We start from the raw sequence: 24,641 nt of genomic DNA, 5'->3' as shown, positions 1-24,641 counted from the left end.
CCGGCCAGGGGACCTGCGGGTCAGGATTGCGCAAAGGCGGCCTGCGGACCGCTGCTCAACGCGAAGCGCCCCGCATCTCGGCAGTGATCGCCCACCGCTCATGATCCCGCCAGTCCCCGTCGATGAAAATCATCTTCGGCGAGAATCCCTCCAGCCGAAACCCACACGCGCGCGCCAGCGCGATAGACGCCGCGTTCTGCGGCTGCGCGTTGATCTCCAGCCGGTGCAGCCGCATCGGCCCGAAGGCGTACCCCACCACCAGGTCCAGGCCTTCCCGCATCAGCCCGCGCCCGGCGGCGTGCGCGAAGGCGCCGTAGCCGAGCGCGCCGTTCTGGAAGCCGCCCTCGACGATGTTGTTGATGTTGATGTACCCGGCGATGGCGCCCTTGCCCTGGGCCCCGTCCTTCTCGCAGACGAGGAAGCCGGCCTTGGTCGGGTCCTCGATCAGCCGGCCCGCGTACGCGGTGTAGGCGCTCGCGGTGTCCGGCGGGAAGAGCCAGGGGTGGTGCAGGTCCTTGCTCTCGCGGGCACGGGCGGTGAACTCGGCACCGTCCTCGTAGGTGAAGTGGCGTATGCCCACGCGGGGGCCTTCGGCGAGATAACGGGATGCGGTGTGCGGCATCTCGCCACCCTACGGCGGTCTAACGCTTGCGCCTCATGAAATACGCCCCGAAGAACGACCCGATCGCCGCCGCGACGAGCAGTGCCGTCGACAGCGGCATCGTGACCTCGGGGATCAGGAGGCGGATCCTGGTGTGGTGGGTGTTCTGGAAGATGAAGATCACGGCGAAGACGGCGAGCAGCAGGACGGTCACCCGGCCGGGCGTCACTGCCGGGCCCCTGTCGCCGCCGTGCCTGGCACCCGGCTCGGAGGTCTTCGGGCTCATACCACCAGGATGCGCCCGAAGACCCCCTTACGCATGGTGAGCACCGCCCGTGGGGCGCCTCACCCGCCGAGGACGGGCAGCTCCAGCACGCCGGTGTTCCCGGACGCGCCGGCCACGGTCACCGCCTTGATGCCGCGGTTGCCGAAGTACGCGTCGTCGCTCGCCGCGATCACGAACCGCAGCCGGTGCCCCTTCTGGTACCGGTGGACGATGCCCGGCAGGCTGACGGTGAAGCTCTTGGTCACGTCCGGTACCCGGACCGGCGCGACCAGCCGGTGCACCAGCGTCTTGGTGCCGTCGGGCGCGATGTCGTACAGCTTGGCGAACAGGACGAGCCGGTCGGCGGCGTTGTCGGAGTTCTGGACCTTTTCGGCCTGCGGGGAGTCGACCCTGAGCGTGGCCCGCGGCGCGCCGACGACGTCGGTGGTGCGGGTGAGCGGTTCGCTGGTCCAGCCGAGGTAGGTGCCCTCGGTGTCGAACGGCGCGGGGTCCGGCAGACCGCCGATCGCGGCCAGCGAGGTCTCCGAATGGCTCGTGGGAGTCAGCCGGTTGGCGTATGTACGGCTGCCGAGGGCCACCTTCTTGCTGTTGTCGACGAGTTTGCCGTCCCCGGAGAGGTAGAGCTTCCGGCTGAGGGCGGGGAGGTGGTCGGCGGTCGCGTATGCGTGGCCGGGGTCGGTGATCCAGTCGCGGTAGTAGGCGAAGGCGGGTCCGGTGTCGGTGTGCTGCCCCCGGAGGTAGTGGCCGAACCAGGAGAGGATCCGCCCGCCGACGTAGCTGTCGTCCAAGTTGCCCTGGGCGAGGTTGAGTTCGCCGTCCACCATGCCGCCGCTGTGTCCCCAGGACTGCCAGATCATCGCGGCGGGTGTGCCCTGTGCCTTGAGCGTCTTGTACGTCGCCGTCGCCTCGTTGAGGTTGAAGAGGCTGTCGGCCTGTCCCTGGATCAGCAGGGTGGGTGCCTGGACCCGGTTCAGGTAGGAGGCCGGGGAGACGCTGTGGGCGTAGGCGAGCATCGCGGCGGTGGGCCCCGCGCGGTAGCTTCCGGAGTTCAGTGTGCGGATGGTGGCGCAGGCCCGGGTGACGAAGTGCAGACAGGTGAGGGAGTTGATCCGGGACGGGTCGAGGTTCGGCTGGGTCAACGTCTGGCCCTCGCCGAGGAGGTAGAACCCGTTGGTCCACTGCCATTTGAAGGCGCCGGGGACGGTGCCGCCGGCGTTGTTCGGGTCCAGCGCGTAGGCGAGGTTGTTCCAGGTGACCAGGGGGATCAGCGCGTCCACCCGGTGGTCGACGGCGGCCGTCGCCAGCTGGATGGCCCCGCCGTACGAGCCCCCGATCATGCCGACCCGCGGGTCGCCCGCGCCGTCGAGGGTGACGAAGTCGGCCCTGGTGCCGTCGTCGGCGGCACGCCTGCCGCCCAGGAAGTCGATCAGCCGGGAGGCCGCGGTGCCGTCGATGCCGGGGTCGTCGAGTGAGATCAGGCAGCCGGAGCGGCCGAAGCCGAGCCCGGAGTAGATCAGGGACACATAGCCGCGCGAGGCGAGGGCCTTGCCGATGGCGTCGGTGGTGCCGTCGGACTTGCTGCCGCCGAAGCCGTTGGTGGCGAGCACGGCCGGGGCGCGGTGGGCGCTGTCGACGCCCGCCGGGCGGTAGAGATCGGCGTCGACCGCGCAGCGGCGGCCGCCGGCCTGGACGGTGAACTTCAGTGCCGTGACGCTGTATTGGCCTGCTGCGGACACGGGAGCGGTGAGCGCCTGGGGTGCGGCGAGCGCCGCGCCCAGGGCGAGAGCGAGCGGCGCCCTGGATCTGAACACGCGTCGGGACACTGAGACCTCCACACTCAGGACAGCCCTGCTTACCGACCAGTAAGTAACCACCGCTTGTCATGGTGTGACACGTGTCATACGAGGTCAATCGCCCAGACGAGTGTTCTTGACGGATATTCAGTGAAGAGGTCCGGCGGACCCGGTTCAGCGCAGGGCGGGCTCGTCGAGTGTCAAGGTGCCCGCGTCGGCGTCGAGTTCGGCGGTCACACCGAAGGGCATGGTCAACGCGCCCTCGCAGTGCCCGAATCCGAACTCCTCGACGACGGGCACGCCGAGTCCCCCGAGCCGGTCCACCAGGACGGCGCGCACTTCCTCGTAGGGACCGCACTTCGCCCACGACCCGAGCACGATCCCGGTGACGCCGTCGAGCCATCCACTGCGCAGCAGCTGGGTCAGCATCCGGTCGATGCGGTACGGCCGTTCGCCGACGTCCTCGATCAGCAGCAGCCCACCACGGGCACCCTCGTGGGCGTGCGGCGTCCCGAGGTCGGAGGTGAGCATGCTCAGACATCCGCCCAGCGTGACGCCCCGGGCCCGCCCCGGAACCAGAGCGGTGCCGGCGGAGACGAGGGTGCGCACCCGCTCCGGAGCGAACAGGGTGGCTTTGAGGTGTTCCTGCGCCCGGGCGTGCTTGATGAAGTCGACCCCGGCGGCCGCCGGTCCGTGCAGGGTGACCAGGCCCAGCCGGTTGGCGAACGCCTGGTGCAGCACCGTGATGTCGCTGAAGCCCACGAACACCTTGGGTCCGGCGGCCCGCATCGCCTCCCAGTCGAGCAGGTCGACCATCCGCTGAGCCCCGTACCCGCCCCGCGCGCACAGCACCGCGTCCACCGACGGGTCGCACCAGGCGGCCTGCAGATCGGCGGCCCGGTCGGCGTCCGTGCCCGCCAGGTAGTCGAACCCGCCGTGCCGGTCCAGCACATGGGGTGCCACCACCGGGTCGAGGTCCCAGCCCCGCAGCAGGTCGAGCCCGGCCTGCACCCGCTCCTCCGGCACCGGACCGCTGGGCGCGACGACGGCCACGCGGGCGCCGGGGGCGAGCCGGGACGGACGCAGGAGTTCTCTCACTTGGTCAGCTCCAACGTAGGGACACCGCGCGGATTCAGCCCGAAGACCTGGGCGTAGAGGGAGAGTTCGGACTCCAGGACACGGATCATGGTCTCCGCCCGCCGGAACCCGTGCCCCTCCCCCTCGAAGGTGAGGTACGCATGCGACACCCGTCTGCCCTCCATCCGCGCCAGGAACCGTTCGCACTGGGCGGGCGGGCAGATCACGTCGTCCAGGCCCTGCAGCAGCAGGAACGGCGCGGTGATGCGGTCGGCGTGCTCGGCGGGCGAGCGCTCGGCATACCGGCCGGGCACCTCGGCGAGCGGCCCGACCAGGGTTTCCAGGTACTGCGACTCGAAGTCGTGGGTCTCCCCCGCGCCCCAGCCGGCCAGGTCGAGGACGGGGTAGAGGATCGTGCCGCAGGCGTAGACGTCGGTGGCCGCCAGGGAGGCGGCCGTGGTCCAGCCGCCCGCGCTGCCGCCGCGGATCGCGAGCCGCTCACGGTCGGCGGTCCCCTCGTCGGCGAGGGCGAGCGCGACGGCCGCGCAGTCCTCGACGTCGACCACACCCCACTGCTCACGCAGCCGGTTGCGGTACTCGCGCCCGTGCCCGGTCGAGCCCCCGTAGTTGACCTCGGCGACGCCGATGCCCCGGGAGGTGAAGTAGGCGATCTCCAGGTCGAGCACGAGGGGCGCCCGGCTGGTGGGGCCGCCGTGCACCCAGACGACGTACGGCGGCAGCTCGTCGCCGGGCGAGACGCAGCCCGGGTGGTGCGGCGGGTAGATGTGCGCGTGGATGTCGCGTCCGGCGGGCCCGGTGAAGGTGCGGATCTGCGGTTCGGGGTAGTACGCGGGGTCGACCGCGTCCTGGTGCTCGGCACCGATCACGCGGGCCCGGCCGGCCCGGGTGTCGAGCTCCACCACCTCGTAGGCGCTGCGCGGGCTGGCTCCGACGGTGACGACCCGCTCGCCGTGCACCGCGAGCGTGGACGCGAACTCGGTCCAGGGGCCGGCCGCGTCGACGACCTCGCCGGTCTCCGGGTCGAGGATGCCGAGCGCGGTGGCGCCGCGGCCGTGCACGACGGCGATCAGTCCGCTGTCCAGCGGGGCGAACCAGCGCTGCCCCAGCTTCCACAGCGGCCCGCCGAACTCCTCCTCGCGCGGGCACAGCGCCACGCCGTCGCGGTAGAGGTTCCACCAGCCGGTGCGGTCGCTCGCGTAGAGCAGCGAGCCGTCGGGGGCCCAGTCCGCCTGGGCGATCGACTCCTCCGGACCACCGGCGAGCGTGCGTGTCTGCCCCAGGGTGCCGTCCTCGGCGACCCCGGCCAGGACCAGTTCGGTGCCGTCCCACGGCATCCGCGGATGGTCCCAGGCCAGCCAGACCGCGCTGCGCCCGTCGGGCGAGACACGCGGACCGGTGACGAAGCGGTGCCGGTCGTCGCTGAGTTCGCGTACGGCATCCCGGTCCTGGGCCGCCGAGCCGTCCAGCGGCACCGCGGCCAGGACGCGGCGCACATCGGTGGGTCCGTCGCCGGTGAACTCCTCCAGCACGCACCACACTTCGCCGCGCTCGACCTGCAACTGCGGCTCCACCCAGCGCAGTCCGCCGCCCACGGGCGACACGGGTGTGAGGGGCCGCGGCTCGCCTCCCGGTTCGTACCGGTACAGCCGCTGGTCGGCGAAGTTCACGAACACCACGAGCGGCCGTCCGGCCACGACCGTACCGGCCCAGGGCTGTCCGCCGTACTCGATGACACGGCTGCGGACGTTCCACGGTGCGGGCAGCAGCGACTCCTCCCGGCCGTCGGCACGGCGCCGCACCAGGGTGCGGCGGCCGCCCTCGGCGGGCCGTGGCTCGGTCCACCACGCCTCTTCGCCCACGAAGCCCACGTACTCGGGTCGCCCGTCGTGCGCGGCGGCGAGCGCCGCGTCGATGGGCGAGGGCCAGGAACCGTACGGCAGTCTCTGCACGTTCTCCCCCAACTCGCCTAGGCCGTCCGCAGGAAGCGGTCGAGGACGCGGACACCGAAGTGCAGCGCCTCGACCGGGACCCGCTCGTCGACCCCGTGGAACATGGCCTGGTAGTCGTATCCCTCCGGCAGCCTCAGCGGCGTGAAGCCGTACCCGGTGATGCCGAGCTGCGAGAACTGCTTGGCGTCCGTGCCGCCCGTCATGCAGTACGGCACCACATGCCCCTCGGGTGCGAACTCCTCGACGGCGGCACGCATCTTCGCGTACGTCGGCGAGTCCAGCGGCGCCTGGAGAGCCACCGAACGGTGGTGGAACTCCCAGTCCACGTCGGGCCCGGTGAGCTGGTCAAGGGTCGTGCGGAACTCGTCCTCCCCGCCGTACAGATACCGCCCGTCGACATACGCGACCGCTTCCCCGGGAATCACGTTGAGCTTGTAACCGGCTTCCAGCATGGTCGGGTTGGCGCTGCCCCGGACGGTCGACTCGACGAGCGACGCGGCCGGGCCCAGCTTGCCGAGCAGCCCGTCGATGTCGTCCAGGTCGACGTCGAGGCCGTAGAGCGCAGCCAGTTCGGCCAGAGCGGCCCGTACGGTCGGAGTCGGCCGCAGCGGCCACTCGTGCTCGCCGATGCGGGTGATCGCGGCGGCGAGACGCGTGACCGCGTTCTCCCTGTTCACCTTGGAGCCGTGCCCGGCGCGTCCGCGCGCGGTGAGCTTCAGCCAGGCCGTGCCGCGCTCACCGGCCGCGATCGGATAGATCTGCCGTCCGCTGCCGTCGTGGAAGGTGAAGGCCCCCGACTCGCTGACGCCCTCGGTGCACCCCTCGAACAGCTCGGGGTGCTGATCGGCGAGGAACCCGGAACCGTCCTGCGCGCTGTCCTCCTCGTCGGCGGTGAACGCGATGACGATGTCGCGCCGGGGCCGCACGCCCTGCCGCGCCCAGCTCCGCAGCACGGCCAGGATCATGGCGTCCATGTTCTTCATGTCGACGGCGCCGCGCCCCCACACCACCCCGTCGCGGATCTCCCCGGAGAAGGGGTGCACGCTCCAGTCGTCGGCCCGGGCGGGTACGACGTCCAGATGACCGTGGAGGAGCAGCGCGTCGGCGGCCTGGTCGGTGCCCTCGATGCGCGCGACGACATTGGTGCGTCCCTTGGTGCGCTCCAGCATCGTGGGTTCGAGTCCGGCCCCGGCCAGCTGCTCGGCCGCGTACTCGGCGGCGGGCCGCTCCTGGCAGTCGCCGCCGCCTCGGTTGGTGGTGTCGATACGGATGAGGTCGGAGGTGAACCGGACGACCTCGTCCAGAGCCTGCTGGTCAGCCATACTGCTCCTCCACGGCGGCCGAGACGATCGTGGTGACCGCCTTGAAGGTACGGATTGCCTCGTACATCGTCTCGCTGGTGTACGCCACCTTCCGCTCCCCGATGCGGCCGACGCCCGGCACGACGGTGGCGGCCATCGCGAGATGCTCCGCGTCGAATTCGAGCGCGACGGTGAACGGCCCTGCCTGGACGGGCTGGTGACGGACCGCCAACTGAGCCGCCTCCTTGGCGGCGGCCCGGATGTCGGACGCCGTCCTGGCCGGCGTACGGCACACGGCCGCGTACCGCGACACATGGTCCTTGACGGCGACCTTCAGCGCCTCGGGCGCGTATCCGAGGGCGTCCTCGCAGGCCACGTCGTCGCCGGTGACGAGGACGACGGGTACCCCGTACTCGGCGACGACATGCGCGTTGAGCAGACCCTCACTGGCGCGTACGTCGTTCAGCCACACCCCGGTGATGGAGTTGGCGAGGTAGGTGTGGGCGAGGACGCCCTCCATCCCGGCCCCGGCGTGATAGCCGACGAAGGCGATGCCGTCCACGTCCCCGTGCTGGACGCCCTCGACCATGGAGAGGGACTTGTGCCGCCCGGTGAGCATCTCCGCCCGCTCGTCGAGCTGCTCGAGGAGGAGGTTGCGCATGGTCCAGTGGGCCTCGTTGACGAGGACCTCGTCCGCCCCGCCGTCGAAGAACCCCAGCACGGCGGCATTGACGTCCGAGGTGAACATCGAGCGGCACCGCTCCCACTGCGGTGTGCCCGGCAGCACATCGGCCGGCCAGGTCACCCCCGTGGCACCCTCCATGTCGGCGCTGATCAGGATCTTCATGATGCGCCACGTTACGCGCCGCGGGGGAAACCGGCCAGGAAGCAGGGGTCAGAGGGTCCGGCGGAACAGGTCCAGCAGCGCCGCCCAGTGCCGCTCCGTGGCCTCCGCGCTGTACATCGCCGTGTCGGCCTGCGTGAAACCATGACGTGCCCCGCTGTACACCTCGCCGCGATGACGGACCTCCGCCTCGGTGAGCGCCTTGTCCAGGCGGTGGATCTGTTCGGCGGGGTTGGTGGCGTCCTGGTCGGCGTGGCCGAAGTAGAGCTCGGCGGTGATGCGGCCGGCGAACAGATGGGGGCTGTCCGGGGCATCGGTGGCGAGGTGCGCGCCGTGGAAGCCGGCCGCGGCGGCGACCCGGTCGGGGTAGGTGCCGGCGGTGCGCAGGCCCAGGCCCGCGCCCATGCAGTAGCCGGTGATGCCGACGGGGCCGGCGGTGGTGAGAGGCGACGCTGCCAGCCAGTCCAGGTGGACGGCGGCGTCCCGCATGGCCCCCTCCCAGGTGAGGGTCCGTGCGGCAGGGCCCAGCGCCTGGATGATCTCCGGGCGATCGGCCGGGTCGATGAACTCGGGCAGTTCGACCACGGGTGCGCGGCCGGACCGGTAGAAGACGTTGGGGACCAGGACCGTGTAACCGGCCGCGGCGAGGCGGTCGGCCATCGACCTGAGGTGCGGGCGCAGCCCGAAGGCGTCCATGTAGAACAGAACGGCGGGGTGCGGGGCGTTGTCGTCGGGGTGCGCGAGGTAGGCGTCGGCGGTTCCGTCGGGGGTCGGGATGTCGACGGAGATTCCCTGTACGGCAGTCATGGGAGGCGGTCTCTCAGTTCTCGCGGCTGGCGGCGTCGCTGACGAGTGGGGGTTCCCTGACCCCCCCACCACCGCCCGCGTCACATGGTGCGCCCCGCCACCAGCCACTTGGACGGCAGCACGATCCGCTCGCCGTCGGGGCCGAACTCCGTGGTGGTCAGCGGGAGTTCGCCGCTCGCCAGGACGGTGAGGCCGGCCGTGCGCAGATACTCCGGCACGGCGTCGTCGGCGACTTCACCGGGGGCGATGCCGTGCTGGAAGATCGGTGCCAGCTTGGCGGGTGGTCCGGTGGGGCTCTGCGCCAGGCCCAGCAGGACGGGCTTGGCGGCCTCGGAGAGTTCGACGAGGAAGACCCGGCCGCGCTCGCCGACGAGCGCGGCGATCCCGTCCACCATGGGCTGCCGGTCGTCGGGTGCGGCCTGGTGCAGAACACCGCGCATATAGACGTTGGCGTCGCCGATCTCGGCGTGCAGCGTCTCCGTCTCGCTCTTCTCGACGGCGTCCAGCACACGGTACGTCGCCTGTCCGGAGGGGTCGGCGTGCCGGGCGTGGTCGAGGGCGGCGGCGGACAGATCCGCGCCGACCACCCGCCTGAAGCGCTCGGCGAGGAAGCGGGTCTGGGTGCCGTTGCCACAGCCGAGGTCCACCATCGCCAGCCCGGGGTCGGCGAGGTACGGTTCGAACAGGCCCAGGTGTATGCCGACGGTCAGGGCCGGATCCGCGTCCCAGAACACGGTCCCCTGTTCCTCCGGGGCTGCACGCCAGAAGCCCTCCCAGGCCTCCCGGTACCGACTCGTCACGCTCATGACCGACTCCCCAGGGTGCGACGTACTGGCCCGCTCAACTGACGGGCCAGTACGGTCTATCGCGCCCCGGTCACGGCTACAAGCGCACGGCGCATTCCTTCACTCCGCATTCGAGCGGCGTACGCCCCCGGGCGCCCCTCGCACCCCTGATGTGCAGTCAGCACGCGCCCCTGGTGCGGTCAGCGCCGGGGCAGGGTCAGTTCGAACCAGACGGTCTTGCCCGCCTTCGTACGGCTGGTGCCCCACTCGCGGGCGAGGGCGCTGACCACGCGCAGTCCGCGTCCGAACTCCTCCTCCGGGCCGGCGCTGCGCAGGGTCGGCAGGTCGTGGTCGTCGTCGTCCACTTCGCACAGCAGGGTGTCGCCGCGGACGAGCCGCAGTTCGACGGGGCGGCTGTGGGAGTGCCGTACGGCGTTGGTGACGAGTTCGCTGACCAACAGCTCCGCGTTGGGGGCGAGTTGGGCGAGCCCCCAGTCGTGGAGCTGTTCGCGGACGACGGTACGCGCCCGTCCGACCTCGATCGGGTCGAGGGCGAGCCGCCACTCGGCGACATCGTCCGGCTCGATGCCGTTGAGGCGGGCCATCAGGAGGGCCACGTCGTCCTTGCGGCCGCCGCGCGTGTTGAGAGCACGGATGATGGAGTCGCAGGCGTCGTCCATGGAGGCGGCGGGGTGGGCGGCGGACTCGCTGAGGGTCGCGAGGCCCACGCCGATGTCCTCACCGCGCACCTCGACCAGTCCGTCGGTGCACATCACGATGCGGTCGCCGGGCTCCACGCGCACGCGTACCGCTTCGAAGGGCACTCCGCCGACGCCGATGGGCGCACCGGTCGGAAGGTCGAGCAACTCGCTGCGGCCGTCCTCCGCACGGACCAGCACGGGCGGGATATGGCCCGCGTTGGCGATGTGCAGTTCGCTCGCGATCGGGTCGTAGACGGCGTACAGACAGGTCGCGAGGTAGGTGTCGCCGAGACGCTGGGCGAGGTCGTCGAGGTTGCGCAGAAGCTGGGCGGGCGGCAGGTCGAGGGCCGCCATGGTCTGCACGGCCGTACGCAACTGGCCCATCATGGCGGCCGAGTTGAGGCCGTGGCCCATGACGTCCCCGACGACCAGCGCGGTGCGGGCGCCGGGCAGCTTCACGGAGTCGAACCAGTCGCCGCCGACCCGGCCGAGGAGCGTGCCCGGCAGATAGCGGGTGGCGATGTCGCAGCCCGCCATGCGCGGCGGGATGTGCGGCAGCATGCTGTCCTGGAGGGTCTCGGCGACACTCTCCTGGTACGTGTACATGCGCGCGTTGTCGAGCACGAGGCCCGCGCGGGCGGCGAGTTCGGCGCCGGTGACCCGGTCCATGTCGTTGAACTCGACGCGCTCGGGGTGGCGCAGCAGGATCATGAAGCCGAGCACCACGTTGCGTGCCTTCAGGGGCACGATCAGCATGGAGCGGTTGGTGATCAGCGGCCGGATGTCCCGCTTCTCGAACTGCGAGGCGATGGCGTGGCCCATCTCCTCGCTGATGCGCGGCACCAGGACGGGTTCACCGCTGGTCATGCACTGGAAGAACGGCGTGTGCGCCGGGAAGGGCATGGCCTCGCCGACCGGTACGACGTCGTCCCAGCGGCCGGGTTCGTCGGTGTGCTCGAGGGCGACGCGGTGCCACATGGTGGTCGTGTCCGGCACACCGTCCGGGAACCCCTCTCCGGCGACGACCTGTTCGCGCAGATAGGTCCCGGCGACGTCCGTGAAGCGCGGCACGACGGCCTTGCTGACCTCGATGATGGTCGTGGCCAGGTCGAGCGAGGTGCCGATCTTCCCACTGACCTCGTTGAGGAACTCCAGGCGTTCGCGTACGGCGGCGTACTCGAGATCCTCGGCGTCGTCGGTGAGTTCCTGCGGTACCGGCAGGCCCTCGGCCGCCGCCCGCGCGGCCCGCTCGCGGCGGGCCTTGCGCTCGACCCGGCGCGGGACGCCCCAGTCGGGGGTGACGGGCACCCGGTCGTTCTGGCTGAACTCCAGGACAGGATAGCCCAGTTCGAGGACCTGCGCGACGATGCGGGCGCTTTCGTCGACGCTCATGCTGGGCAGGATCTCGGGCAGCCGACGGGCCAGGTCCTCGGCACCGGGGAAGTCCGTGTGCAGCGCGAAGCCGGGAGCGATCCGCTCGAACGCCAGGTCCCCTTCGCCGCCGTCAGGTTCGTCCTGGCGCAGTCCCGCGGTGTCGGCGGCGAGCACGAGCAGCCGCTCGTGCCCCGGGCCCACCAGGGGGTACGCCCACCAGAGCACGTCCACGCGCGCGTCGGCGCCGTCAGATTCAGGGACGGTGAGGCGGGCGCGGCCGGCGGCCGGGTAGGAGAGCCTGCCGTCGAGGGACGTCTCGAGGTCGGGGCCGAGTCCGTCGTACGCGCCGTACGCCCCGTACGGGGTGAGGTCCTCGTCCTCGGGCAGTGCGCCGGAGACGGGCAGCAGGTCGACCGCCGAGCGCCCTATCGCGTCGTCCTTGGGGACTCCGAAGAGCCGGCCCGCGCCCCTGCTCCAGTGCGAGACGAGGCCGTCGCGGTCCACCACGACCACGGCCAGCGGGATGCGGCCGGCCGCGGCGGACTCCGTCGCCGCGCCGTCCCCGGCTTCGCGGCTGGGAGGCGCGTCCCTCTCGGTGCCACGGTCGGTGCCATTGTCCATGGCCCAGGCCCTCTCTCCCCACGGCTCCGCAAGATCTGTGCCGGCTACTCCACCGTAAGCCTCCGGCCGGTGGTGATGTGCGGCAATGCGGGAATTGATGCAACGGAGCGGGCCACACGCGCGGGGGCGCGCGCCGGAGCGTTATGACACCGCGTCAGTCCTCGTGCCCCAGTTGCAGGTCCCGCTCGGTCCGTCCGCCTCCCGCGACCCGGAGCACGGTGGCGACCGGCGGGTAACCGGCCGCGATGACGGTGTACTCGCCGGAGGACAGGTCGACGAACCGGAACGTTCCGTCGAGGCCGGTGGTCAGGGTGTCCACCACGTTGCCCGCCGCGTCGAGCAGCGTCACGCGCGCGTCGTCGACGGGCCGTCCGCCGCTGGTGCGCACGGTGCCGCGGAGCACGGCTCCGCCGGCGAGTTCGACGTCCTGGCGGGTCTCCCGGGCGGCCTGGACGGTGACGGGAAGCGCGGCCGGGCGGAACCCGGGCGCGCTCGCGGCGAGGGTGTACTCGCCCGCGACAAGCTCGGTGATGACGTAGCCGCCCTCCCGTCCGCTGCGGGTGGTGGCGACGACCTCGCCGCGCACGTCGGTGAGCGTGACGGTGGCGTCGCGCACGGGGGTGCCGTCGGCGGTGAGCACGCCACCGGCGAGGCGTCCGGCGCCGCCGAGGACGACGTCCAGTTCGACGGGGCGCTCGCCGACGGTGACGGAGACGGCCTGCGGCTGGTGGCCGCCGGCGGCGGCGATGAGGACGTACGACCCCGCGCCGGTCGTGGACAGCGCGTACCGCCCGTCCTCGCCGCTGGCGCCCCGTCCGATCTGCTGTCCGGTGGCGTCGATGAGCGTGAGCGCGGCGCGGGGGACGACGGTCCCGTCGGGGTGCTGCACCGTGCCGCAGACGGGGACTCCGGCGGCGTACGCCGATCGGGCGTGCGGGATCGCGGCGGTCGCGGGCTCGGTTTCGGCGGCGTTGTGGGACACCAGGGGTTTCTCCTTGAGGAAGAACGCGATGAGCAGGCCGAGGGCGAGCACCGGCACCAGGTAGAGGAAGATCCGGGGCATGGCGTCGGCGTACGCCCGGATGTAGTCGTCGCGCAGCGGCGCGGGCAGGGCGTGGACGAGCTGCGGGGTGATGGACTGCGGGTCGGGAAGCCGTGCGCCCGCGCGTGTGGGCAGCCGTTTTTCGAGGGCGTCGGTGAGCCGGCCGGCGAAGAGGGTGCCGAAGACCGCGGCGCCGACGCTGCCGCCGATCTGCCGGAAGTAGTTGTTGGCGCTGGTGGCGGTGCCGAGGTCGGCGGGGCGCACGGAGTTCTGCACCGCGAGGATCAGGACCGGCATCACCATGCCGATGCCGGCGCCGAGCACGGCCATCCAGAGGCTGTAGTGCGGTCGGGGCGTGTCGACCTGGAGCCGGGAGAGCAGCCACATGCCGACGACGGAGACGGCGCTGCCGAGGACGGGGTAGATCTTGTAGCGCCCGGTGTGGCTGATGAGCTGCCCGGAGACGATCGAGGCGCCGACGATGCCGCCCATCATGGGCAGCATCAGCAGGCCGGACTCGGTGGCGGAGGCCCCGTCGACCATCTGCAGAAAGGTCGGCAGATAGCTGGCGGCGCCGAACAGCGCGACGCCGGTCACCAGGCCCACCAGTCCGGTGACGTTGAAGACGGAGTCCCTGAACAGTCGCAGCGGGATGAGGGGTTCGACGGCGAAGTGCTCGACGACGAGGAAGAGGACGGTGGCGGCCGCCGCTCCCGCGCCGAGACCGAGGATCGTCCGCGAGTCCCAGGCGTACTCGGTGCCGCCCCAACTGGTCAGCAGCACGAGGCAGGTGGAGGCGGCGGCCAGCAGCAGCGCGCCCAGCACGTCGAGCCGCGCCCTGGCCTGCGGCTTGGGGAGCTTCAGTACGACGGTGACGACGGCGAGGGTGACCAGGCCGAACGGGACGTTGAAGTAGAAGCACCAGCGCCACGAGAGACGGTCGGTGAAATACCCGCCCAGCAGGGGACCGGCCACGGAGGCCAGGCCGAAGGCGGCGCCGATCAGGCCCATGAAGCGGCCGCGGCGGCGGGCCGGCACGATGTCCGCGATGATCGCCTGCACACCGATCATGAGCCCGCCCGCGCCGACCCCCTGGACCGCGCGGAAGGCGATCAGCTGGTCCATGCTCTGTGCCCGGCCCGCGAGCGCGGCGCCGATCACGAAGACGACGATGGCGAACTGGAAGACGCCCTTGCGGCCGAGCAGGTCGCCGAGCTTGCCGTAGATCGGGAGGCCCACGGTGGCCGTCAGCAGGTAGGCGGTGATCGCCCAGGACATCCGGTCCAGGCCGTGCAGCTCACCGACGATCTTCGGGAGCGCGGTGGCGACGATCATCTGCTCCAGGGCGGCGAGCAGCAGCGCCAGCATCAGCCCGAGGAAGACCAGCCGCACCCGGCGCGGGCCCAGCTCGGCCGGTCCGGCCGGTCCCGCGGGTGCGGCGGGGGCCTGCGGGGGCGCCAGGGCGGGTTCGCCCCGCAGTTCGTCCTGCGCCGTCGTCCCGCTCACGTACCGCTCCCCTCGCCGCGCTGCCACACAATTCCGCTCAAGGCGGCAACTACGGGCAGGCGCGACGAGTTACGGCGGACCGGCGGGGCGCAAGGAGATCCACTCGATCCGGTGAGGGGCGTCAACGGCCCCCGAGCGGTAGGGACTTACTTCTCGACCTCGGTGGCCAGCTTGGCGAGGACGGCGTCGTAGATCCGGCCGAGGCCCTTGGGCGCGAAGGTCTTCTCGAAGAAGCCGCCGATGCCGCCGGCGCCGTTCCAGACGGTGGTCACGACGACGCGGGACCTGCCCTCACCCGCCGGGGTGACCCGCCAGGTGGTGACCATGGAGGAGTTGCGGTCCTTCTCGACGAGCTCGCCGTCGGTGGGCTCGCTGACCTCCAGGAGGCAGTCGCGCACCCGCTTGCTGGTGGCCTGGAGCTTCCAGTGGACGAGGGTGCCCTCGCCGTCGCCGCCCTCGCGCACCTCGTACTCGCTGAAGTGCTCGGGCAGCAGCTTCGCGCGCGTGCCGCTGTAGTCGGCGAGGGCGTCGAACACCTTCTCCGCGTCTGCCGCGACGACCCGCTCGGTAGTGGCCTCGACCTGCGCCATCGGTTTCCTCCAGGGCTTGCTTCTCTCGGGGTGGGGGCAAGCCAACCACTCCCGCCCACGGCCGCCCAAATCGGGGTGCCCGGGGACACCCCCGGGGCTCGCGGGGCGATCGGAAACAGGCCTTGCACGGGAAATCGAACACGTGTTTCACTCGGGGCAGCGCTACCGAGGAGGCGTCATGCGGTGGGAGAACCTCACAGTGGAGTCCGGCGGGCACAGCCGGGCGGCGGACGCCGCGCTGTTCGGCGCGGACGCGGTCGTGAGCAGGACCTTCGACACGCCCGAGTTCCGTGGAATCACCTTCCACGAGGTACGGGCCCGCTCGATCATCAACCGGGTGCCGGGCGTCTCGCGCATGCCCTTCGAGTGGACGGTCAATCCGTACCGCGGGTGCTCGCACGCGTGCGTGTACTGCTTCGCCCGCAAGACGCACACCTATCTGGACCTCGACTCGGGGCTCGACTTCGACTCGCAGATCGTGGTCAAGGTGAACGCCCCGGAGCTGCTGCGCCGCCAGCTCGGCTCGCGCCGCTGGCAGGGCGAGCACATCGCGATGGGCACGAACGTCGACTGCTACCAGCGCGCCGAGGGCCGCTACCGCCTGATGCCGGGCATCCTGTCCGCCCTGCGCGACCACGCGAACCCCTTCTCGATCCTGACGAAGGGCACGCTGATCCTGCGCGACCTGGATCTGCTGGTGCAGTCGGCCCAGGTGACGGATGTCGGCATCTCGGTGTCGGTCGGCTTCACCGACCCCGAGCTGTGGCGCACGGTGGAGCCGGGCACGCCCGCCCCGGAGCGCCGCCTGGACGTGGTCCGCACACTCGCCGAGCACGGCATCGGGTGCGGTGTGCTGATGGCTCCGGTGATCCCGTTCCTGAGCGATGGGCCCGCCCAACTGCGCGCCACCGTGCGGGCGATCGCGGCCTCCGGGGCCACCTCCGTCACCCCGCTGGTGCTGCATCTGCGCCCCGGCGCCCGCGAGTGGTTCATGGCCTGGCTGGGCCAACACCACCCGTACCTGGTACGCCGATACGAGCGCCTGTACGCGGACGGCGCCTACGCCCCGAAGTGGTACCAGCGCCGGATCACCCGTCAGGTCCACGAGCTGGCCCAGGAGTACGGGATCGGCCCCACGCGCGCGGGGATGCCACGGCGGATCCGGCCGCCCGAGGCACCCGAGCCGACGGTGTCCGAACCGACCCAACTCACGCTCATTTGAGAGCATACGAGCGCATCCCTCGACCCAATTGGGTCAAGTCTTGCCAGAACGAGTTCCTCCGAGGCGGCTTTCCGGGACGATGCGGCGAGGACCGTGAGACTCGCGGTCCGAAACCCTCCGTCCTGGGAGGACTTCATGAGAAAACGCGCAGCGGTGCTGTGCGGTGCCGCCGCCGTCGTGGCCGGGAGCTTCACGGCTCCGCCCGCCGGCGCGAGCACCTCGCAGTCCCCGCAACCGGCTCCCGCCGCCGAACTCACCTGGAAGAACTGCGCCACCTCGAACTATCCGACGCTGCAGTGCGCGTCGCTCGACGTGCCGCTCGACCACCGGAACCCGCACGGGAAGCAGATCACGCTCGCGCTCTCGCGCGTGAAGCACACCGCGCAGAAGAGCCAGGGCCCGCTGCTGGTCAATCCCGGCGGCCCGGGCGGCAGCGGCCTCTCGCTCGCCGGATTCGTCGCGAACTCCCTGCCCAAGGCGGTCGCGGCCCAGTACGACGTCATCGGCTTCGACCCGCGCGGGGTCGGCAAGAGCAAGCCCGCCCTCGACTGCGAGCCGGGCCACTTCAACCCGGTGCGCCCGGACAGCGTGCCGAGCGCACCGGCCCTGGAGAAGACCAACCTCGACCGCGCCAGGTCCTTCGCCGCCGCCTGCGGAACGAAGTACGCGAGCCTGCTCCCGTACATCAACACCATCCAGGCCGTGCAGGACATGGACTCGATCCGCGCGGCCCTGGGCGCCCGGCAGACCAGCTACTTCGGCTACTCGTACGGCACCTACCTGGGCGCCGTCTACGCCAAGCTCTTCCCGCAGCGCGTCAAGCACCTGGTCCTGGACTCGATCGTCGATCCGACCGGCGTCTGGTACGACGACAACCTCACGCAGGACTACGCCTTCGACGCCCGCCACAAGGCCCTGATGGCCTGGATCGCCAAGTACGACTCGACGTACAAGCTCGGCACCGACCCGGCGAAGGTCGAGGCCAAGTGGTACGCGATGCGCAAGGCGGTCGCCAAGAAGCCGGCCGGCGGCAAGGTGGGGGCCTCCGAGCTGGAGGACACGTACATCCCCGGCGGCTACTACAACGGCTACTGGCCGTATCTGGCCGAGGCGTTCGCGGCGTACGTGAACGACAAGAACTCCGACCCGCTGGTCGAGGCGTACCAGAACTTCGGCGCCGTCGACGCGTCCGGGGACAACGGCTACAGCATCTACGCCTCGGTGCAGTGCCGTGACGCCTCCTGGCCGCGCGACTGGAACCAGTGGCGCAAGGACAACTGGGCGGTGTACGAGAAGGCGCCGTTCATGACCTGGAACAACGCCTGGTACAACGCGCCGTGCGCGTTCTGGCCGACGGACTCGCTGAAGCCGGTGCGCGTCGCCAACGACAAGCTGCCGCCGGTGCTGCTCTTCCAGGCGACCAACGACGCGGCCACCCCGTACGAGGGCGGCGCGACGGTCCACCGTCTGCTGGCCGGCTCCAGTTTCGTGGTCGAGCAGGGCGGCGGCAACCACGGCATCACGCTGAGCGGGAACGCCTGCCTGGACAAGTACCTCGCTGCGTATCTGTCCGACGGCACGGTGCCGCGCAGCGGCGGCCCGATCGACGCGGTGTGCCAGAAGACACCCGACCCGAAGCCGCTCAGCGCCAAGGCGGCGATGAGCACCAAGGCGGCGCAGTCGTCCGACAGCGGCGCCACGCTGCACGGGCTGATCGGCTTCCGAGGCTGAGCACGAGCCGAAGGTGAGGTCCCGTCGGGGGCGTTGTCAGACCCATGGTCCACGATGGACGCATGAGTGAGTTGACCAGGATCGCCGCCCCCGACGGGGTCTTTCCCGCCGCGCAGTACAGCCATGTCGTCATGGGCACGGGTCGTTTCGTCGCGATCGCCGGGCAGCTCGCGCTGGACGAGGACGGCAGGCTCGTCGGCGAGGGCGATCCCGGGGCCCTGCCCGCGATCCGCACGGCCCGCGCCGCCCACATACCCGACGACCGCCTCCCCGCCGCCTCCGCGGTACAGGTCGCCTCCCTGGTCCGACCCGAGTTCCTGATGGAGATCGAGGCCTTCGCGGTGGTGGGCGGGTGAGCGCGCTCCTGGTCCGGGAGATGACGCTTGCGGACTGCGAGCGCGTGGCCGAGATCCGCGTCGGCGGCTGGCAGACGGCCTACCGGGGCATCATCCCGCAGTCCTACCTCGACACGATGAGCGTGCCGGAGGACGCCGAGCGCCGCCGCACCCATTTCCTGGAGCGCAGCGCCGAGGTGGTGAACCTGGTCGCCGAGCGGGACGGGGAGATCGTCGGCTGGGTCTGCCACGGCCCGTACCGGGCCGGTGAAGTGCGCACCCCGGAGCTCGAGTTGTACGCGCTGTACGTGGCCCCCGAGTCGTACGGCGTGGGCGTCGGGCGGGCTCTGATCGAGGAGTCGGTACGGCGGTGCACGGCCGCCGGGCAGGCGCGTATGTACCTGTGGGTACTCAAGGAGAACGCGCGCGCCCGCCGCTTCTACGAGCGGTCGGGCTTCCGTCCGGACGGCACCGAGGAGCCCTTCGAGGTGGACGGAGTCCAGGTACCCGAGGTCCGGTACGTCAGAGAGCTCACCGGCTGACGCGGCCTCACCTCTGTCTCGGGATCCGTGCCAGCGCCCGCACCGCCGCCTCCGCCAGGGCCGGGTGTGCCAGTGCCTCGTTGAGTACGGGTCTGGCGCGGGCGTCCTCCAGGGCGCCGAGGCCCTCCACACAGGCGAGCGCCACCCGGCGGTACGGGTCGTGCGGGCGGAGCCTGCGCTGCAGGGTGGTGATCAGCGCGGGCACGGACTCGGGGGCGCGCAGCTGGGCAAGGAGCCGGACCGGGTGGAGGGCGTAGGCGACGCGGAGTTCGTTGGTGGCGAGGGCGGCCGCCGCGCGGGCCGTGCGCGGATCGTCGAGACGGGCGAGGGCGTGGGCGGCGGAGGCGCAGCGCTGCGGATCACGGTGGTTGAGAAACAGGACGAGGGACTCGAAGGCACGCCGGTCACCCGCGAGCCCGAGCCGGAACGCGGCCAGCTCCCTGGCCCACAGCGGCTGCCCGGGCTCGGTGAGCACCCGCGCCAGCTCGTCCGGGTCCTCGGTGGCCACGAGACGGTCGTACTCGGCGGTCGCCCCCGACTCCGCCCGTAAACGCTCCGTGAGTGATCGCAACTCTTCGTCCATGACACCGAAGATTAGAGGGGCCGCCGATCTCTGGGGACGTACATCACAAACACGGGGACTAGCGCGCTCGTTACCCGCCGGTTAAGCTCAGACGAGCGAGTTACCCACTCGCATCCCTTGCGGCGGCCTGGTGACGCAGCTGCCGTGAGAGCAAGTCGGTTCGGTACTTCAGGTACCGCAGTACGACCCGGCCACGGGACAGGGCCGGTCGAATCACCCACCGTTCGCTCCCGGCGTGTGCACGCCCACGGCGACGGCAGGCACCGGGCGTGTGCGCTTGCAGCCCGGAAACACCCGCATTCCTTCACGCACCCGGTGCGCCAGGCCGGCTTCGGCCGGCCTTCCCTCGGCGCACCCGGGCGCTCTCCCAGTCGTCACCCTCATGCCTGGAGTCCCGCGATGGCCACTCCCCTGTCCCACACCCCTTCCGCTTCGCTCACGACCATTGCCGTCGTCGGCCTCGGCACCATGGGCACCGGTATCACCGAGGTCCTCGCCAAGGCCGGCCGCGAGGTCGTCGGCATCGACATCAGCGAGGCCGCGGCCGCCAAGGCCGTCGCCGCTCTGGAGGCGGCCACCGCCCGCGCCGTGGAGAAGGGCCGGCTCACCGAGCAGGAGCGCGCGGACGTCCTCGCCCGCGTGAGCATCTCCACCGACCTGCAGGCCGCGGCCGACGCCGACCTCGTCATCGAGGTGGCTCCGGAGTCGTACGAGATCAAGCACCAGATCTTCCGCGAGCTCGACGGCATCGTGCGTCCGGAGACGATCCTGGCGACCGGCACCAACGCCCTGTCCGTGACCCGTCTGGCGGCCGACTCGGCCCGCCCGGAGCGGGTGCTGGGCCTGCACTTCTTCAACCCGGCGCCGGCGATGAAGCTCGTCGAGGTCGTCTCCTCGGTCCTCACCGCGCCGACCGCCGTCACCGCGGTGACCAACCTCGCCCTCGACCTCGGCAAGGAGCCCGTCGCGGTCGGCGACCGGCCCGGCTTCGTCGCCGACGGCCTGCTGTTCGGCTACCTCAACCAGGCCGCCGCGATGTACGAGGCGAAGTACGCCTCCCGCGAGGACATCGACGCGGCGATGCGGCTCGGCTGCGGTCTGCCGATGGGCCCCCTCGCGCTGCTCGACCTGATCGGCGTCGACACCGCGCGCACGGTCCTGGAGGCCATGTACGCCGAGTCCCACGACCGGCTGCACGCCCCCGCCCCGATCCTCAAGCAGCTCAGCGAGGCGGGTCTGACCGGCCGCAAGTCCGGCCGCGGCTTCTACACCTACGAGGCTCCCGGCAGCGCCACGGTCGTGCGGGACGCGCTGACGCCGCTGGAGGGCGCGGCCCTCACCCCGGGCCGCGAGGTCCGCTCGGTCGGCGTCGCGGGCTCCGGCACCATGGCCTCCGGTATCGCCGAGGTCTTCGCCAAGGCCGGCTACGAGGTCGTCCTCGCCGCCCGCAGCGAGGAGAAGGCGCAGGCCGCCAAGGCCCGCATCGGCAAGTCGCTCTCACGCTCGGTCGACAAGGGCCGGATGACCGCGGAGGCGGCCGCACAGACCCTGGACCGGATCACCGCGGCGGGCTCCTACGAGTCCTTCGCCGACGTCGACCTGGCCGTCGAGGCCGTCGCCGAGGACCTGGAGATCAAGCAGCAGCTGTTCCAGGCGCTGGACAAGGTCTGCAAGCCGGGCGCGGTCCTGGCCACCACGACCTCCTCGCTGCCCGTGGTCGCCTGCGCCCGCGCCACCTCGCGCCCGCAGGACGTGATCGGCATGCACTTCTTCAACCCCGCGCCGGCGATGAAGCTGGTCGAGGTCGTCCGGACGGTGCTGACGGCCGAGGACGTCCACGCAACGGTCCGCGAGGTGTGTGGACGGATCAAGAAGCACGCGGTCGACTGTGGCGACCGTGCAGGCTTCATCGTGAACGCCCTGCTTTTCCCGTACCTCAACAACGCGATCAAGATGGTGCAGGAACACTATGCATCCCTTGACGACATCGACGCGGCGATGAAGCTGGGCGGCGGCTACCCGATGGGCCCCTTCGAACTCCTCGACGTCGTCGGGCTCGACGTCTCCCTGGCGATCGAGAAGGTCCTGCACCGCGAGTTCCGCGACCCGGGCCTGGCCCCCGCGCCGCTCCTGGAGCACCTGGTGGCCGCGGGCTGCCTCGGCCGCAAGACGGGCCGTGGCTTCCGCGAATATGCCCGCCGCTGACGGCGCCGGCGACTGGTTCAGAGGCGAGACGGACTGGGGCGGACTGCTCGGCCCCGCCGGAGGACCCCCGCCCGCAGCGGGCGGGGTCACCCCCGTACATGCGCAACAAGCTGCGCACATGCAGTACGTTCGGGTCATGTCCCAGCCCGCCAAGTCCTCACGTACACCAGCTACGCCCGACGCGCCGGAAAGTGCCGCAGGCAGTCGCGCGGCCGCCCAGCGGCTCAAGATGCGCCGCGAACTGGCGGCCGCGGCGATGGAGCTGTTCGCGACCAAGGGGTACGAGGCGACCACCGTCGACGAGATCGCGGCCGCGGCCGGGGTCGCGCGCCGCACCTTCTTCCGCCACTTCCGCTCCAAGGAAGAGGCGATCTTCCCCGACCACGACGACACGTTGATCCGTGCGGAGGCCGTGCTCAACGCGGCTCCCGCGCACGAGCACCCGCTCGACACGGTGTGCCGCGGCATCAAGGAAGTCATGCGGATGTACGCGGCGCGGCCGGAGATCTCGGTCGCCCGCTACAAGCTCACCCGCGAGGTGCCCACCCTGCGCGAGGCGGAGATCGCGTCGGTCGCGCGCTACGAACGCCTCTTCACCCGTTATCTCCTCGGCCACTTCGACGAGCACGCGCACGACGACGACGCCAATGACGACCCGCTGCTCGCGGAGGTCGCCGCGTCCGCCGTGGTCACCGCCCACAACCACGTCCTCAGACGCTGGCTGCGGGCCGGCGGGCAGGGCGACGTGGAGGCGCAGCTCGACCATGCCTTCGCGATCGTGCGCAAGACGTTCGGGACGGGCATCGGGGCCGGGCGCAGCACGCCGGCGAACAAGCCGCCGGCTCCCGCGGCCGTCTCCACCCAGGGCGAGGTCCTGGTCACCGTCGCCCGCACCGACGCCCCGCTGGACGAGGTCATGCGGACCATCGAGCAGGCGCTCAAGGAACGCTGAGACCTCTCACCCCTTTGTGATGACGGCCACCCTCCGGGGTGGCCGTTTTGGCATGTCAGGGACCCTTTTCCAACAGCTTTCAGCGCCCGTTCGATCGATCATCGCTCATTTGTTACGTAAAGATTTCACCTGAGGGCAATCTCTGGCACTCAGTGCCTTGCAAGGTGACACGCGGTGTCATACGTTGAAGGAGTCCGGGCGGCCGGCGTGCAGAGACCTAGCGCACGTCGGCTGTCCCCTCAAGCCTATGGCTTGCGCGCCCGGACGCCTGCGTCACAGGCAACCTCCCGCGCCACAAAGCGCTGCCGAACAGCACCACCGCCGAACCGACGGCCCTTCTCGAAAAACCCTCAGCAGCACCGACGTAACCCTCAGCGTCCCTCCCTCAGGACGCGTATCGCCGGAGGCAACACCGTGACCACCAAGGACATCCTGGACGCGATCCAGTCGCCGGACTCGACGCCGGCCGACTTCGCCGCCCTGCCGCTCCCCGAGTCGTACCGCGCGATCACCGTGCACAAGGACGAGACGGAGATGTTCGCGGGCCTGGAGACCCGCGACAAGGACCCGCGCAAGTCGATCCACCTGGACGAGGTTCCGCTGCCGGAGCTCGGCCCGGGCGAGGCACTGGTGGCCGTCATGGCCTCCTCGGTCAACTACAACTCCGTGTGGACCTCGATCTTCGAGCCCCTGTCGACCTTCGGGTTCCTGGAGCGCTACGGCAGGCTGTCGGAGCTGACCAAGCGCCACGACCTGCCGTACCACATCATCGGCTCCGACCTCGCGGGCGTCGTCCTGCGCACCGGCCCGGGCGTCAACGCCTGGAAGCCCGGTGACGAGGTCGTCGCGCACTGTCTGTCCGTCGAACTCGAGTCGTCGGACGGCCACAACGACACGATGCTCGACCCCGAGCAGCGCATCTGGGGCTTCGAGACGAACTTCGGCGGCCTCGCCGAGATCGCGCTCGTCAAGTCGAACCAGCTGATGCCCAAGCCGGACCACCTCAGCTGGGAGGAGGCCGCCGCCCCGGGCCTGGTCAACTCGACCGCCTACCGCCAGCTGGTCTCCCGCAACGGCGCCGGCATGAAGCAGGGCGACAACGTCCTGATCTGGGGCGCGAGCGGCGGCCTCGGCTCGTACGCCACCCAGTTCGCCCTCGCGGGCGGCGCCAACCCGATCTGTGTCGTGAGCAGCCCGCAGAAGGCGGAGATCTGCCGCTCGATGGGCGCCGAGGCGATCATCGACCGCAACGCCGAGGGCTACAAGTTCTGGAAGGACGAGAACACCCAGGACCCGAAGGAGTGGAAGCGCTTCGGCAAGCGCATCCGCGAACTGACCGGCGGCGAGGACATCGACATCGTCTTCGAGCACCCCGGCCGCGAGACCTTCGGCGCCTCCGTGTTCGTCACCCGCAAGGGCGGCACCATCACCACCTGCGCCTCGACCTCGGGCTACATGCACGAGTACGACAACCGCTACCTGTGGATGTCCCTGAAGCGGATCATCGGCTCGCACTTCGCCAACTACCGCGAGGCCTGGGAGGCCAACCGGCTCATCGCGAAGGGCAAGATCCACCCGACGCTGTCGAAGACCTACTCCCTGGAGGAGACCGGGCAGGCCGCGTACGACGTGCACCGCAACCTCCACCAGGGCAAGGTCGGCGTGCTGTGCCTCGCCCCCGAGGAGGGCCTCGGCGTGCGCGACGAGGAGATGCGCGCCAAGCACATCGACGCCATCAACCGCTTCCGCAACATCTGAGACACCCGGGGTCAT

The 24,641-nt window shown here is 70.9% G+C and carries 20 protein-coding genes; 7 read left to right on the top strand and 13 right to left on the bottom strand.

What is annotated here, in order from left to right:
* Positions 1 to 55: 55 nt before the first annotated feature.
* From ABT254_RS33515 to ABT254_RS33460, 12 genes are all read right to left on the bottom strand, one after another.
* Positions 56 to 622, bottom strand: a complete 567-nt coding sequence (locus ABT254_RS33515) for a GNAT family N-acetyltransferase (RefSeq protein ID WP_351478505.1) — start codon at positions 620 to 622, stop codon at positions 56 to 58.
* A 19-nt stretch (positions 623 to 641) separates the two neighbouring features.
* A complete protein-coding gene (locus ABT254_RS33510; RefSeq protein WP_351478502.1) occupies positions 642 to 887 on the bottom strand; it encodes a LapA family protein in 246 nt (81 codons plus the stop codon).
* Positions 888 to 946: 59 nt separating this feature from the next.
* A complete protein-coding gene (locus tag ABT254_RS33505) occupies positions 947 to 2,710 on the bottom strand; it encodes a CocE/NonD family hydrolase (protein WP_351478500.1) in 1,764 nt (587 codons plus the stop codon).
* Positions 2,711 to 2,854: 144 nt separating this feature from the next.
* Positions 2,855 to 3,778, bottom strand: a complete 924-nt coding sequence (locus tag ABT254_RS33500) for a S66 peptidase family protein (RefSeq protein ID WP_351478497.1) — start codon at positions 3,776 to 3,778, stop codon at positions 2,855 to 2,857.
* The gene (locus tag ABT254_RS33495; RefSeq protein WP_351478495.1) at positions 3,775 to 5,727 is read right to left on the bottom strand and encodes a prolyl oligopeptidase family serine peptidase; all 1,953 of its coding nucleotides are present in this window, start codon (positions 5,725 to 5,727) and stop codon (positions 3,775 to 3,777) included. Before ABT254_RS33495 ends, ABT254_RS33500 begins: the two co-directional genes overlap by 4 nt.
* 17 nt (positions 5,728 to 5,744) lie before the next feature.
* Complete coding sequence (locus ABT254_RS33490; RefSeq protein ID WP_351478493.1) at positions 5,745 to 7,049, bottom strand: M20/M25/M40 family metallo-hydrolase; 1,305 nt, start codon at positions 7,047 to 7,049, stop codon at positions 5,745 to 5,747.
* Complete coding sequence (locus ABT254_RS33485; protein WP_351478491.1) at positions 7,042 to 7,875, bottom strand: M55 family metallopeptidase; 834 nt, start codon at positions 7,873 to 7,875, stop codon at positions 7,042 to 7,044. Before ABT254_RS33485 ends, ABT254_RS33490 begins: the two co-directional genes overlap by 8 nt.
* Before the next feature lie 48 nt (positions 7,876 to 7,923).
* Positions 7,924 to 8,679 carry a dienelactone hydrolase family protein gene (locus ABT254_RS33480; RefSeq protein ID WP_351478488.1) on the bottom strand — a complete coding sequence of 252 codons (756 nt, stop codon included), beginning with the start codon at positions 8,677 to 8,679 and terminating at the stop codon, positions 7,924 to 7,926.
* An 80-nt stretch (positions 8,680 to 8,759) separates the two neighbouring features.
* Positions 8,760 to 9,485, bottom strand: coding sequence for a class I SAM-dependent methyltransferase (locus tag ABT254_RS33475; RefSeq protein WP_351478484.1), 726 nt, complete (start codon positions 9,483 to 9,485; stop codon positions 8,760 to 8,762).
* A gap of 179 nt (positions 9,486 to 9,664) precedes the next feature.
* A complete protein-coding gene (locus tag ABT254_RS33470; protein ID WP_351478481.1) occupies positions 9,665 to 12,160 on the bottom strand; it encodes a SpoIIE family protein phosphatase in 2,496 nt (831 codons plus the stop codon).
* A gap of 154 nt (positions 12,161 to 12,314) precedes the next feature.
* Complete coding sequence (locus ABT254_RS33465) at positions 12,315 to 14,708, bottom strand: MFS transporter (protein ID WP_502972086.1); 2,394 nt, start codon at positions 14,706 to 14,708, stop codon at positions 12,315 to 12,317.
* A gap of 146 nt (positions 14,709 to 14,854) precedes the next feature.
* Entirely contained in the window at positions 14,855 to 15,298 is a 444-nt protein-coding gene (locus tag ABT254_RS33460) for an SRPBCC family protein (protein ID WP_351478479.1), read from the bottom strand.
* Positions 15,299 to 15,476: 178 nt separating this feature from the next.
* Here ABT254_RS33460 and ABT254_RS33455 point away from each other — a divergent pair, with 178 nt between their 5' ends.
* The 4 genes from ABT254_RS33455 to ABT254_RS33440 all read left to right on the top strand — a co-directional run bounded on the left by ABT254_RS33455 (position 15,477) and on the right by ABT254_RS33440 (position 19,128).
* The gene (locus ABT254_RS33455; RefSeq protein WP_351478476.1) at positions 15,477 to 16,520 is read left to right on the top strand and encodes an Rv2578c family radical SAM protein; all 1,044 of its coding nucleotides are present in this window, start codon (positions 15,477 to 15,479) and stop codon (positions 16,518 to 16,520) included.
* Between the two features lie 135 nt (positions 16,521 to 16,655).
* Positions 16,656 to 18,251 carry an alpha/beta hydrolase gene (locus tag ABT254_RS33450; RefSeq protein WP_351478473.1) on the top strand — a complete coding sequence of 532 codons (1,596 nt, stop codon included), beginning with the start codon at positions 16,656 to 16,658 and terminating at the stop codon, positions 18,249 to 18,251.
* A gap of 62 nt (positions 18,252 to 18,313) precedes the next feature.
* A complete protein-coding gene (locus ABT254_RS33445) occupies positions 18,314 to 18,607 on the top strand; it encodes a RidA family protein (protein WP_351478470.1) in 294 nt (97 codons plus the stop codon).
* The gene (locus ABT254_RS33440) at positions 18,604 to 19,128 is read left to right on the top strand and encodes a GNAT family N-acetyltransferase (RefSeq protein ID WP_351478468.1); all 525 of its coding nucleotides are present in this window, start codon (positions 18,604 to 18,606) and stop codon (positions 19,126 to 19,128) included. Before ABT254_RS33445 ends, ABT254_RS33440 begins: the two co-directional genes overlap by 4 nt.
* Before the next feature lie 7 nt (positions 19,129 to 19,135).
* On the opposite strand, the gene ABT254_RS33435 is transcribed toward ABT254_RS33440, so the two are convergent.
* Positions 19,136 to 19,711: an adenylosuccinate lyase gene (locus ABT254_RS33435; protein WP_351478465.1), complete on the bottom strand. Its 576-nt coding sequence runs from the start codon at positions 19,709 to 19,711 to the stop codon at positions 19,136 to 19,138.
* Positions 19,712 to 20,110: 399 nt separating this feature from the next.
* On the opposite strand from ABT254_RS33435, the gene ABT254_RS33430 reads away from it, so the two are divergent.
* From ABT254_RS33430 to ccrA, 3 genes are all read left to right on the top strand, one after another.
* Complete coding sequence (locus ABT254_RS33430; protein ID WP_351478462.1) at positions 20,111 to 21,916, top strand: 3-hydroxyacyl-CoA dehydrogenase family protein; 1,806 nt, start codon at positions 20,111 to 20,113, stop codon at positions 21,914 to 21,916.
* A 136-nt stretch (positions 21,917 to 22,052) separates the two neighbouring features.
* Positions 22,053 to 22,868, top strand: coding sequence for a TetR family transcriptional regulator (locus ABT254_RS33425; RefSeq protein WP_351478459.1), 816 nt, complete (start codon positions 22,053 to 22,055; stop codon positions 22,866 to 22,868).
* A 414-nt stretch (positions 22,869 to 23,282) separates the two neighbouring features.
* Positions 23,283 to 24,626 carry a crotonyl-CoA carboxylase/reductase gene (gene ccrA, locus ABT254_RS33420; RefSeq protein ID WP_351478456.1) on the top strand — a complete coding sequence of 448 codons (1,344 nt, stop codon included), beginning with the start codon at positions 23,283 to 23,285 and terminating at the stop codon, positions 24,624 to 24,626.
* The last annotated feature ends 15 nt before the right edge of the window (positions 24,627 to 24,641 follow it).

It is taken from the genome of Streptomyces sp. NPDC001137 (assembly GCF_040298885.1).
In the GTDB taxonomy this organism is placed as follows: domain Bacteria; phylum Actinomycetota; class Actinomycetes; order Streptomycetales; family Streptomycetaceae; genus Streptomyces.
This window is presented reverse-complemented; position numbering and strand designations above follow the sequence as displayed.